Raw genomic sequence first — 12949 nt, 5'->3', positions numbered from 1 at the left:
GGCTTTAAGCTCTATCTTTTATTAATACTATGAATAAAAATCACTTAAGACTAATTGACGCAAACCTAAATCGACTTAGAGAAGGAATTAGAGTTGTAGAAGATATTTTTAGATATATCTACAATAATAAAGAGATTTCTATAAAACTAAAAGATTTAAGACACCTTGCACGAACTAAAAACTATTATGAGCTTCTTGAAACTAGAGATGTAAAAAATGATGTTTTAAGAGAATCTATAAAAAGTGAGCAAAATAGAGAAGATTTAAACTCAATTTTAATAGCAAACTTTAAGAGAGCTCAAGAAAGCTCACGAGTTTTAGAGGAACTTACAAAATTATCATCAATAGAAGATAGTGAAAATTTTAAATATATAAGATACGAACTTTATAATTTAGAAATTGTTTTAACAAAAATAACTTCAAATTCCAAATAATTTAAATTATACTCTTTATACAATTTCTTTGCCTTTTCAAAATTTAATTCACTTTTTCCACTAACACCTGATTTTTTAATATAATCAAAAAGCTCTTTTTTATTATCAAACTCTAATTTATAAAAAATAGTTTCAAACTCACAAGAAAAATAGGTAGAAAAAGCCTCTTTTATAATGTTTTCATCTAAAATTGGAGATTTTTGATTTGTAATATTTTGAATAGTTTTAAAAGTATTTGAAGTAAATAAAACAACATTTATCTCATTTGTAATTTTACTTAACTCTTTTACTATTTTTTTTAAATCACTTGACCACTGAAGAGCGGAAGATGATATTACCATATCAAAGTTCTGTTTATTTATCTCATCAAAAAACTCATTACTATCAAAATTAAAACATTTTACACTTAAATTTTTTGCTTTTGGATGAAGTTCGCACATCTGTTTTGAACTATCAATTGCTAAATATTTATCAAACTCCCAATTTACATTTGAAAAAATTTGTCCACTTCCACAGCCTAATTCTAAAATATTTTTTGGCTTAGATTTAAGTTCCCGAATCAAAGATTTTGCACAGATTTGCTGGATAATATTGTATGATTTATACTCTTTTGCATATTTTGAGAATTGATTTTTTTCTTTCATTTATCTCTTTAAAAAAAATTTAATTTTCATTTTATCTATTTTAAATTTAGTTTTGGATAAAATAGACACCATTTTTTAAAAAGGAATTATAGATTATGACATCTACACTTTTAATAGTTCAATTTGTTTTAGCAGTGCTTATTGTAATTGTTGTATTACTTCAAAAAAGCTCTAGTATTGGGCTAGGAGCTTATAGCGGAAGTAATGAATCACTTTTTGGTGCAAAAGGACCTGCTAATTTTTTATCAAAAGCTACAATGGCTTTAGGACTTGTTTTCGTATTAAACACACTTTTTCTAGGATATACATATAACCAAGAAAGAAACAAAAGTGCAGTAGACTCTATTAAAATCGAGTCTTTAATACCGTCAAGTCCATCAACTCAAAACTCAACAACACCGTCTGCGCCAGAAGCTCCAAAAGCTCCAGCTTCAGTACCTGAGAAATAAATCTAGAGGAGATAATTATGTTAGAAGAAGTTTATTCACAAACAAAAGAGCAAATGGAGAAATCTATTGAGGCTCTAAAAAGAGATTACAAAACTCTTAGAACTGGTAAAGTAAATGTAAATATTTTAGATAATATAAAAGTTGATTACTATGGAACAATGACTGATTTAAGTCAAGTTGGCTCTGTATTAGCAACAGATGCTACAACTATTACAATAAATCCTTGGGAAAAAAATCTTTTAAGTATTATTGAAAAAGCTATTCAAACAGCAAATATTGGAGTAAATCCAAATAATAATGGAGAAGTAATCAAACTATTTTTTCCACCAATGACAGTTGATCAAAGACAAGAGACAGCAAAACAAGCTAAAATTATGACTGATAATGCAAAAGTTGCTATTAGAAATATTAGACAAAATTCAAATACAAAAATAAAAAATCTTCTAAAAGACAAGCTTATAACAGAAGATGATAGTAAAAAAGCTCAAGATGAAGTACAAAAAATAACTGATGGTTTTGTTGCAAAAGCTGATGAAACTCTAAAAACAAAAGAGAAAGAAATTTTAACGGTTTAATTATGAATATAGAACAAATATATAAAGATGCTAATGCTCTATTAGAAGGGCACTTTAAATTAAGTAGCGGTAACCATTCACAATTTTATCTTCAAAGTGCAAAAGTTTTAGAAGATCCAAAAACTGCAAAACTTTTAGCAGAAGCTTTAGCTCTTGAGATTAAAAAATCTGGCATTAAAATTGATGCTGTTTGTGCTCCTGCGCTTGGTGGACTAATTGCTGGATTTGCACTTGCAACTGCTTTGGATGTAAGATTTATTTTTGCTGAACGTGCTGTTGGTGAGATGACTATTAGAAGAGGTTTTGAAGTAAAACCTGGTGAAAAATATCTTGTTTGTGAAGATATAATTACAACTGGTGGAAGTGCTTTAGAAGCAGCACGTGAGATTGTAAAAGGTGGAGCTGAAGTTGTGGCTTATGCAGCTTTAGCAAATAGAGGTTTTTGCCAAAGAATAGGAAGCAGTATTGAAAGAAAAGATAACTGTAAACTACCACTTGATAAACCACTTTTTGCATTAGCAGATTTTGCATTTGAGATGTACAGTCCAGAAAATTGTCCATTATGTAAAGATGGAAGCATTGCTATTAAACCAGGTAGTAGAGGAAATTGATGTCAAAATGGAGAGATGTAAAACAAAATAGAGCAGAAAAATATGTTTCAAAGAAAGTTTTACACTCACCTTTAAATTTTGTATCAATAGCAAAAAGATTTAAAGCTTTTTTAACTGATACCTTTTTAATCACTACTCCTATTTTATATATAGTTATCTATCTTGTTATGGGAAGTGGTCAGGAATTCTCAGAAAATAGAAGCTTAGGTTGGGGTATTATTTTTACCATTCACTTTGTTATTATTGCTATTTTTTGGCTAATAAATGGTCAAACTCCAGGATTAAAAGCTTACGATTTAAAACTTGTAGATAATAAAACAGATGCTAAAGTATCTGTTTTACAAACAATTATTAGATATTCAGCAACACTTTTTTCTATAATTTCAATATTTTTTATATTTACTCCATTTGTAAACAAAGAAAAAAAAACATTTCAAGACATAGTTTCAAATACAAAAATAATAGAAAAATAAATGCTATTTTTTAATATTTCAGCATTTTACTTTTTTTACTTTGCAGCTGTTGGTGTGTATGTAATATTTTTACCAAAAGTATTAAATGACATCGGATATAGTGCTTTTGATATTGGTATTATTTTAGCTGTTGCTCCTTTGATGAAGTTTGCTATGCCATTTTTATTTTTAAAACATATAAATTTAAACAAATCAATGTTTAAAAAAGCACTATTTTTAACAGTTCTAGCTGTTAGTCTGTTTTATATCACAATTGAACATTTTTATATTTTTATGATAAATAATGCTTTTTTAGCAGCTTGTTTATCTTTAATTTTGCCATATCTTGAAGTTACAACAGTAAGCGTTTTAGGAAAAGAGAGATATGGAAAAGCTAGACTATTTGGCTCTATTGGGTTTATGCTTATAGCCTTAGTTTTAGCAAAATTTTTGACATCTCCATTTGTAGCTCTTCATTATTATTTAGCAATTGTAGTATTAACTGTAATATTTGCTCTGCTTCTTTTGAAAAATGATTTAGAGGCTAAAATTAATCAAACAGGAGATGAAGTTTTTTCATTTTTGAAACATTGGGCATTTTGGGCTAGTATATTTTTTATGCAAGTGAGCTTTGGTGGATTTTACAATTTTTTCACCATCTACGAATTAAAATATGGTTTATCTTTAGAAACAATCTCTTATCTTTGGGCTTTTGGCGTAATATGTGAGATTTTGATGTTATATTTCCAAGCACCTATTTTAAAAAATAATCTTTTAACAATAATAAAATTTTGTGTAGGAGTAACAATATTTAGGTGGTTACTTTTATATTTATACCCACAATCACTTGAAATTGTATTTTTTACTCAAGCTATTCATGCCTTTTCATTTGCACTTTTTCATAGTGCTGTTGTAATTTATCTATACTCACTTTATGACAATAAAAAACTAGCTCAACAGTTTATGTTTGGTGTTGGATATGGTTTGGGTGGTTTTGCAGGAGCATTTCTTGCAGGTGCTACTTATGGAGAGTATCTATTTTTATTTAGTGCTATTTTTGCCTTAATCTCTTTTATCTTTGTTTGGTTTTTAGATAAAAAAGATAGAGTTTCTTCAAAATAACTTTTTATTAAGATTTCAAATTATATTTATTCAAATCCACTTATTCTTCTTAAAAATCAAAAACTGAAAACCTACTACACAAACCAAAATAATTATAAATATATAAAAAGCATTTTCATGATTTGCTCCAGGAATTCCTCCAACATTTATTCCTAAGAGTCCTGTCAAAAAAGTAAGTGGCAAAAATATTGCAGATAAAATTGATAAAATATACATTTTTTTATTCATCTGCTCTGTTAAACTATTTACAAGCTCTTCTTGAAAAAGTATAACTTTATCTCTTATTGTATCAAGCTCTTCAATATGACGAATTAGCTGATCAGTTGTCTCTCTTAATTCAATTTTTTGATAATCATCTATCCATGATAATTTTTCATTATAAAGTTTAACCAAAGCCTCTTTTTGAGGAGTTAAATATCTTTTTAAGATAATACTCTCTCTTCTAATTTTTAATATTTCTGTTCTAAAAGCTGTATTATGTTCAGATTCTATAATATTTTCTTCTAAAAAATCTGCCCTATCTTCTATTTTATCTATTACATTATCCATTCTATCAATCATTCTATAAGTTAGTTCAACCAAAAATTCAGAAGAGCTTTTTACACCTTTTCCTTTTTTTAAATTTTCACTTATTTCTGTTACAGATAGAATATTTTTTCTACTTGTTGAAATAATTACATCAGAAGAGATAAAAATACGAATAGATATCATCTTTTCTGGTTTTGAATTTGGTTCTAAATTTACACCTCTTAAAGCAATAAGCAGTGCATCATTTAAAACAATAGTTCTTGGTCTTGTTTCATCAGTTAAAAGTGCTTCAACTGCAACTGTATCAATATTGCTACTATTTCTAATCCACTCTTTTGCTTCTTTACTAGTATAATCAAAATGTAACCACAAAATCTTATTATCTTTTTCTACATTAGCCATATCATTATATTTAAGCTCTTGAGCTGTTCCATCTTTTTCTATTAAAAAACCTTGAAATGGTTTCATTTTTTACCTTTTATTTATACTATAAACAATTTCTGTTTTTAATTTTTGCTCTTTTATTTCTTCAAGTTTTAGGTCTTTTAACTCTAAATTCATAAAATCATCAAAAGTTTTTATATCATTTTGTGCAACAATTTTTAGAATCTCTCCCCTATAAGCCTTTGCAAAATGGCTTACAACCTTTCCATCTTTTATAAACTTCAATGTTTTATATGGTTTTTTTATAGTATAAAACTTCTCATAAAATCCAGCTCTTAAATCTAAAATATTATCATTTTCTAAATATTTATCAAGTTCTTTGCTAAAATTATCGTTATAAAATTTCTCTATTTTTAAATCACAAAAACTTTCACCTTGCTTTAGTTTATAATCTGGTATTTCGTCAACTATCAATAATATCTAACTTGAACTAATAAATATAAAACATTGATATTTTAACATTTAAATATTAAGTTATTCTTTATTTTAGTTTATATAAAATACTACTATATATAATTGAATTAGGAATTAATAAAATGTATAAAGAAATAAACAATGAATATTTTTTTACTTTATATTTGAATAATGAACTATATTTCTTTCCTGAACTAGAAAATTATATCAAGATAAAAGTTCTCATTAAAAGAGTAAAACCTAATTCATTAAAAACTATTTTATCTTCTATTAAATCATTTATTATTTGGAGTTTAGCTAATCCTTCCACATCAAATGAACAATTAGTTTATTATCTATCAAAATACCTTTCAGACTGTGAAAATGGATTTGAAATTTATGATTCAATTTTTATTCAAGAATTAAACCAAGTAGTTAATTACAAAATACTTTCTATAAATCCAAAGCAACCAACAACAATCGATAAAGATAAGGCAATTATTGAAGATTTCTTAAAATCTACTAATCAAGGTTTATTCACTAGTTTTAATCTTGAAAAAAATATTAAATCTTTAAATCATAGTTTTAAGAATTCTGTACATGATGGATATGGATTAAGAATGGGCTCTCTTGCTCAAAAAGCATTTGCTAATGATATATCTGTTATTCCTCCAAGAAATAAATCTCTAGGAAATGATTTCAAATCTTTTCCATATCAATTATTTAATTCTTTACTTGAAATATCATCACCAAGAGAAAAACTCATATATCTACTATGTGGTGCATGTTCAGCAAGAGTTTCGCAAGTACTAAATTTAACTTTGTATGATTTTGACTACGAAAATAAACATGTTTGGTTGATTGACCCTAGAAGTAATGACCAATTAGGAATACATGGAATAGGTAGAAAAACTTTTTTACAAGATGTTTATAATATTGATGCAGCAAAAGATAAACCACATTCAAATGTTGGATTCAAAGCTCCTATTCCATTACGATTCAAGAATAGAATACCACTATATTGGATTTCAGATATATATAGAAGTTTATTCTTTGATACTTTAGCTGAGTATAAATTCTTACCAGAAAGCTCAAGAATACCAAAGCATCCTTTCTTTTTTGTAACAAATAGTGGTGCAAGATTAACTCCGCAACAAGTACATGTTACATTTACAGCTCATTGTGAAAAATTAAAAAAACTTTTCCCTGAAAAAGCAAATAATCTTGATGGTTTAGGATTACACTCTTTGAGACATATGTTTGGAGTTATGATGGCAACATTTCAAGCCAAAATATTAATGAATAAAAAAGATTTAAAATATAATATTCCTATAGACCAGATTAAAATCATTACAAAAGAAGCAATGGGACATAGAAGTTTATCTTCAACTGATGTATATTTTAATAGACCTTGGCACCTTGATATTGAATTGGGAGAACATATTATTACTTTATATGATGAAATGATGAAATCAATGAGTTTAGAACAATTGCAGGAGAAATATGATGGCAAAAGACTTACGAAGCGAAAATGATAATTTAAAAGAGTGGAGAAATAAAAAGAAAGCTCTTACTGAACAGTTGTTAGCAAGAGCTATTCAGGAATTACAAAACCTTAATGCAAAGATTAATCAAAAAAATGTATGTGAAATGATGGAAAAATTATCAACATCGAAGGATAAAGAATATGATGCAGTAATTACTCCATCTGCAATTTCAAAAAATGAAATTTATAAAAATATGATTTTAGAAGCAAATGATAATTCAGAATTTAACAATAGTAAGAATAAGAAATATAATACAGATGGGGATAAACAATTTGAAGTTTTTAAATTAAAAACTATGATTGCAAAACAAGAAGCCAAAAATAAAGAGCTTGAAGCAATAATTAAAAGAGCTAACATTCAAAATAATAGTTCTTTGCAAATCCAAAAAGCTAATAATATAGATTTCCAAAGTATTTTAAAAGATTTAGTAAATTTTACAAGGCAAGAAGGTATTGCTTTTTTAGATAAAGATATGAATTTAATTACTGAGTCTGAACATCAAGTTTTAATATCATCACAAATTATTAAACTACTAAATCTAGGAAATCTTTAATGGCTAGACATACAACTTTTGGTAAAAATCAAATAATAGAACTAATTGGAATTTTAGAAAAAGAAGATATTAGTTCTACCAGTTTTTATGAACTTGCACAAAATATGGACAAATATTTCCCCAATCATGATAAAAGTATAACACAGTTAATAATTACTATGCGAAGTTTTTCTAAATTATTTGAAGATGCCAATATTGATATTTATGTTTATAGAGAAGAAAAACAAAAAAATACTAGAGAACTAGTAGAAAAAGCATTATATTATATAAAAAATGATTTAAAAAAGAATGTTATTACAGGAAAAGAATTAGAAGAAATTTTGATAGAGAAATATAAATTTAAAATAAAATTAAATACTACCTTTTTAAAATATAACAATGTAAAAAAAATTATGAAAGAAATCAATTTATCTTTTTATACTAGTAAAAAACAAAAAGAGAATGTTATATCTATTTTAAAAGATTTTTCAGAATCAAATGTTGTACAAGAATTAAAATTAAAAAATGAAAAAATTGATATGCCTACTCTATATAAACATCTTAAAGGTGAAATTTCTCTTACTTCTTTATACAACTATTCGAATGAAATCATTCAAATGAATATTCCTATTACCCTTAACAAGAAAATAAAAAATGCTAATTATTATGAAAAAGACATTATAAATAAAATCGCTTCTAATCTCAAAGAAAAAGGAATTAATCAGATTTTTGCAGGAGAATTTTCTAAATTAGGATATACATATTCTTTTCCTAATTTAGGGTATAAAAAAATATTAGAATATAAGGATTATATTCAAGAAATTCATAATATAAGAATTTTATCTAAAGATTTATTTGATGAAAAAAAATTAGAAAATACTCTTGAAGATAATATAAAATATCTTAATAAAAATAATAATACAAAAATCTCATATACAAAAGTTCTACCATCATATCATAATGATGATAGTGACATTATTGCTATAGAAGAATGTGAAAAAGATTTAGAAATTTTTTGGATGGAATATCTTAATGAATATTTAGCTTTATTGTCAGCAAAGAGAATAAATGTAACCAATGAATTGTTTGATAGAAATAATAAATTAAAAATAAATACAGATAATAAAAAAATATACTTTTTATTGGATAAAAAATTACATGTAAAAAACTTAAAATTAAAAGACATTGTGCATTTAAGCAAAAAAAATGTTTTAGCCAATGATAAGATTTATGGTATTCATAGGCAAAACATGTTGTTAGGATTGTTAATTTTCTTATATATAAAAAAACAAATACTATTTTCTTTTGAATTTGTTTATAGAGATATCTATGATTCCAAAAAAGTTCAAAAGGAGTTATCTCTATTTGAATCAGAATTTTTTATTAATAAAAGTTACCAAGATGCTTTAAATAGGAATATTTTAAATGATAAAGAAATCAAAATTAAAAGGTTATTTTATTTATTTTGTCTTAGCCTGAATAATTTCAATACTAAGATAGAAACAATTACAGATGAATACTTTAATAAAATAAATATGTTTGATACAACAAAAGCTAATTTGATAAAAAAACTTTTTAATAAATTTGGTGCAAATATAAATATTTTTAAAGATACAAATCAATTTACAACTGATTATTATTTCTATATGAAAAATAAAAACTATCAAGATTTCATAACCATATGTAATGAACACATGAATAGAAAAGTTAAATTAAATCAAACATCAATACCAAAAACTTACAATAAAAGCACCAGTTCAAAAATAGTTAGCTTTTTAGAATTTGTAGATAAATTTCATACAAATTTGATTCTAAATAAAGATAATTTAACAAAACTATTTGATTATCCTAATTCAAAGATATATACTTATCAAGAATATATTAATAGTTTAGAAATATCAGATAGTACAAAAAGTAGCAAAATTTCAATCTTTTTGGAAATATTTTCTAATACACTTGGATATGAAAATGTTTTTACAAAAGGAAAACTTCCAAATTATAACACCTCAATACCTTCAAAAAGAGAAGCAATTGAAGATGAAGAAATAATTTATAAAATAGATGATATTGTAACGACAAGACCACCTAAAAGTAACTACTTCAATAACCATAAAGTTTCTGTAGATACTTCATGGTGGAAATATTTTGATAGAGTTGTTCCCTTTGAACCGTTAATTATTAAATTACATTTAAGAATTCCCACAAGAGGTGCTTCTTTAAGATTAATTAATAGAGATTCCTTATTGGTAATAGGAGATAGAGGAAATATAAAAGGATTTCATTTTGTGAGTGATAAAAATAAAAAAAGAAAAGAACCATTTATTGTTCCTAATATTTGGAAAAGTGAATTGTCTTTTTTAATTAATTTAATAGAATATAATAAAGCTTTTTTTCCATTCTTAAAAAAATATTATCCTGACGATATAACATTAAAAAATGGTATCTTACCATTGTTTCCAAATGCAGATGGTACAGGAGCATATCCAGAAAGACAGCATATGCTTTATTGGACAAAAGTATTAATTCAAGCTCAAATGGAATTTAATCAAGAGAATAAAAATAAATTTTTAATTTACAGTAAAGAAGTTGATTTACCAAAAACACAAGAAGAATTAGATAATTTAACAAGTAGTGAAATAAATACTTTTAAGAAAAAATACGATATTCACTCATTAAGACATACAGGAATTACTAGAAATATTAAAGCAGGAATGCCTTTAGAATTGGTAAGAATGCTAAGTGGACATAGTGGTTTTAATACTATTTTAACTATTTATAATCATATAAATCAAGATGCACTAGTTAATAATTGGCTAACTAAACATAATATTGATATTACAGAAAATATAAATATGCATGAATTAAGTCAATTATTTATAAAAAAAGAAATATTAAAAGATGAAATAAAATCAAAAAATCCAGAAATTATTCTAGAAATATTAAATAATTATAATTTCTTTAATCCTCAAAATAGAGATTTAACTTTTAAAGATGAAATTACATTAGCAAAAATTTCAAAATCTGAACCATTATATTGGAAACCCTTAAGAACAGGCATTTGCACAAAAACTCAATGTCCATCTCAAATAATTGGAAGATGTAGTTTATGCCCATATTTCATAACAAATTATATGTTTACACAAGAAATCGGATTGGAAATGCAATTATCAATGGCTAGAGTAAAAAAATATAGTGAAATGATAATTAAAAATCGAGAAGATGGAAATAATGAAAATAATTCAAAATTAAAACAACAGATGAACAATGAAATTGAAGATTTTACAGCTTGGTTAGAAATATTATCATTGGCAAACTCATCATACAATGATTCACAATATAATTTGAATAAGGTAAAAAACGATACCTCTTTAGCTAATTATTCGAATCAAATGGAAAACTCTATTTTTGCCTTGATACCATCTCTTAATATTGAACATGGATATCTAGAGATATTATCTGAGACCTACAAAAGAAAAATATATGATAATGAAACAGTTGTTGATATCACTAACATCATGGCAAATAAAATTATCAAATACACTATAAATAATAATTCTTATACAGAAATTGAAGATTTAAATAATGAAGAAATTATAAAATGGTTTTTACCAACTTATCAAAAGATATCAATTAATTGGCAAACAAATGAAAAAAACAAACAAGAACTTGAAAATTTATTGAAATTACTTGAAAATAAAAAATTAAAATTGGAGTATAAAAATGAAAATCCTATTCTCACCAAGTGAAACAAAATTTAAAGGTGGAGAAACTAAAAAAATTAACAAAAACAGTTTTCTTTTTCCAGAATTATTTGAAGAAAGAATAAAAGTAGTAAATTTATATCAAACTTTTATTAATAATGCATCAAATGGAAAATTAGAAAAATTATTTGGAACTAAAAAAGAAGATATGATTGATTATTATAAAGGAAATCTTCTAGAAAAAGAAATTATGAAAGTTATAGAAAGATATGATGGAGTAGCTTTTGACTATCTAAAATATTCAACTCTAAAAAATATTGAAAAGGCATACATTGATGAAAATGTAGTTATCTTTTCGAATTTAATGGGTCCAATTCTTGCAGGTGATATGGGAATTCCAGACTATAAGTTAAAACAAAATGAAAAAATTGGAGATTTTGAATTAGAAAAATTTTATAATGAAAAATTTTCTAATTCATTAGATAATTATCTTAAAGATGATGATATAGTTGATTTAAGAGCGGGATTCTATGAAAAATTTTATACAATAAAGAAACCATATACAACAATGAAGTTTATAAAAGATGGTAAAGTTGTTAGCCATTGGGCAAAAGCATATAGAGGTATAATTTTAAGGTTATTAGCTCAAAATAATATTCAGAGTATAGATGAATTAATGAATATAAATATTGATAATCTTTCAATTAAAGAGATAAAAAAACAGAAGTTAAAAACAGAAATTATTTATAATATAAAATAAGTAAGTATAGATGAACATTAAAAATTGTATTATTGTAAAGTAAATACATATTTTTAAATTTGTCATAATTGTAAAGTTTAGATATAATTGTCATATTTAAACTTACAATCTGTGGAAAAGCAATGTCTAATTCTTTAGTTTATGTATACACTAGAGTATCAACATCAACACAATCTACAAAAACCCAAAGAAGTGAAATACTTGAATATGCACATAAAAACAATTTTTTATTATCTGAAATTGTAGAAATAGATATCACTTCGTCAAAAAATAAGAAAGATAGATTAATAGACAAGACAATACATGAATTGAAAAAAAATGATATTTTGATTGTCACTAAGCTTGATAGATTAGGTAGAAGTACAATAGAAGTTTTAAGAATTATCGAGGAGATAAAAACAAAAGGTATTGTTTTACATATAATTCAAGATGGTTTAATTGTAGATGGTAGTATTTCAAATCCTATAAATGACATGATGCTTACATTACTAAGCTGTTTTGCCCAAATGGAAAAAAATTTTATAAGTGAACGAACTAAATCGGCATTAGCTTTAAGAAAAGCTCAGGGAATAAAATTAGGTAGAAAAAAAGGTGCCATTGTTAAATCTATCTATGATAAACATTTAGACAAAATTAAAGAATTATTGAAAAAAAAAGTTTCTATCTCAAGCATAAGTAAAATTATTGAAGTTGGAACTAGACAAAGTTTAAATAACTATATAAAGTCTAAAAAATTATAATAATTTTTTAGATATTA

14 protein-coding genes are annotated in these 12949 nt (G+C 25.0%); 11 read left to right on the top strand and 3 right to left on the bottom strand.

The genetic code is table 11. The features are described 5' to 3' along the window. Nucleotides 1-29 precede the first annotated feature (29 nt). Nucleotides 30-434 carry a thiamine-phosphate pyrophosphorylase gene (locus ACRYA_RS00305; RefSeq protein ID WP_105917776.1) on the top strand — a complete coding sequence of 135 codons (405 nt, stop codon included), beginning with the start codon at nucleotides 30-32 and terminating at the stop codon, nucleotides 432-434. On the opposite strand, the gene ACRYA_RS00300 is transcribed toward ACRYA_RS00305, so the two are convergent. Then, entirely contained in the window at nucleotides 386-1078 is a 693-nt protein-coding gene (locus tag ACRYA_RS00300) for a methyltransferase (RefSeq protein WP_105917777.1), read from the bottom strand. The genes ACRYA_RS00305 and ACRYA_RS00300 overlap by 49 nt on opposite strands. Before the next feature lie 95 nt (nucleotides 1079-1173). Between ACRYA_RS00300 and secG the strand changes: the two genes are divergently transcribed. From secG to ACRYA_RS00275, 5 genes are read left to right on the top strand one after another with little or no spacing between them, the layout of a single operon-like run. Next, the gene (gene secG / locus ACRYA_RS00295) at nucleotides 1174-1527 is read left to right on the top strand and encodes a preprotein translocase subunit SecG (protein WP_105917778.1); all 354 of its coding nucleotides are present in this window, start codon (nucleotides 1174-1176) and stop codon (nucleotides 1525-1527) included. 17 nt (nucleotides 1528-1544) lie between these two features. Next, nucleotides 1545-2102 carry a ribosome recycling factor gene (gene frr, locus ACRYA_RS00290; RefSeq protein WP_105917779.1) on the top strand — a complete coding sequence of 186 codons (558 nt, stop codon included), beginning with the start codon at nucleotides 1545-1547 and terminating at the stop codon, nucleotides 2100-2102. Between the two features lie 2 nt (nucleotides 2103-2104). Continuing rightward, complete coding sequence (pyrE, locus tag ACRYA_RS00285; RefSeq protein WP_105917780.1) at nucleotides 2105-2713, top strand: orotate phosphoribosyltransferase; 609 nt, start codon at nucleotides 2105-2107, stop codon at nucleotides 2711-2713. Next, nucleotides 2713-3186, top strand: coding sequence for an RDD family protein (locus ACRYA_RS00280; protein WP_105917781.1), 474 nt, complete (start codon nucleotides 2713-2715; stop codon nucleotides 3184-3186). The genes pyrE and ACRYA_RS00280 overlap by 1 nt, the downstream gene beginning before the upstream one ends. After that, complete coding sequence (locus tag ACRYA_RS00275; RefSeq protein WP_105917782.1) at nucleotides 3187-4287, top strand: MFS transporter; 1101 nt, start codon at nucleotides 3187-3189, stop codon at nucleotides 4285-4287. A 30-nt stretch (nucleotides 4288-4317) separates the two neighbouring features. Here ACRYA_RS00275 and ACRYA_RS00270 read toward each other — a convergent pair whose 3' ends face one another. Further along, on the bottom strand, nucleotides 4318-5283 hold the full coding sequence (locus tag ACRYA_RS00270) for a zinc transporter ZntB (RefSeq protein ID WP_105917783.1): 966 nt from the start codon (nucleotides 5281-5283) through the stop codon (nucleotides 4318-4320). 3 nt (nucleotides 5284-5286) lie between these two features. Continuing rightward, nucleotides 5287-5673, bottom strand: a complete 387-nt coding sequence (gene yaaA / locus ACRYA_RS00265; RefSeq protein WP_228199752.1) for a peroxide stress protein YaaA — start codon at nucleotides 5671-5673, stop codon at nucleotides 5287-5289. A 122-nt stretch (nucleotides 5674-5795) separates the two neighbouring features. On the opposite strand from yaaA, the gene ACRYA_RS00260 reads away from it, so the two are divergent. From ACRYA_RS00260 to ACRYA_RS00240, 5 genes are all read left to right on the top strand, one after another. Continuing rightward, complete coding sequence (locus tag ACRYA_RS00260; protein ID WP_105917785.1) at nucleotides 5796-7187, top strand: site-specific integrase; 1392 nt, start codon at nucleotides 5796-5798, stop codon at nucleotides 7185-7187. Continuing rightward, the gene (locus tag ACRYA_RS00255) at nucleotides 7156-7752 is read left to right on the top strand and encodes a hypothetical protein (protein WP_105917786.1); all 597 of its coding nucleotides are present in this window, start codon (nucleotides 7156-7158) and stop codon (nucleotides 7750-7752) included. Before ACRYA_RS00260 ends, ACRYA_RS00255 begins: the two co-directional genes overlap by 32 nt. Continuing rightward, nucleotides 7752-11477, top strand: a complete 3726-nt coding sequence (locus tag ACRYA_RS00250) for a tyrosine-type recombinase/integrase (RefSeq protein ID WP_121443255.1) — start codon at nucleotides 7752-7754, stop codon at nucleotides 11475-11477. Before ACRYA_RS00255 ends, ACRYA_RS00250 begins: the two co-directional genes overlap by 1 nt. Then, nucleotides 11452-12192, top strand: a complete 741-nt coding sequence (locus ACRYA_RS00245) for a YaaA family protein (RefSeq protein WP_105917787.1) — start codon at nucleotides 11452-11454, stop codon at nucleotides 12190-12192. Before ACRYA_RS00250 ends, ACRYA_RS00245 begins: the two co-directional genes overlap by 26 nt. A gap of 122 nt (nucleotides 12193-12314) precedes the next feature. Further along, entirely contained in the window at nucleotides 12315-12932 is a 618-nt protein-coding gene (locus tag ACRYA_RS00240) for a recombinase family protein (protein ID WP_105917788.1), read from the top strand. The last annotated feature ends 17 nt before the right edge of the window (nucleotides 12933-12949 follow it).

Source organism: Aliarcobacter cryaerophilus ATCC 43158 (genome assembly GCF_003660105.1).
GTDB classification, from domain to species: Bacteria; Campylobacterota; Campylobacteria; order Campylobacterales; family Arcobacteraceae; genus Aliarcobacter; species Aliarcobacter cryaerophilus.
Note: the sequence above shows the minus strand (reverse complement) of the source record. Positions and strands in the feature narration are given on the sequence as shown.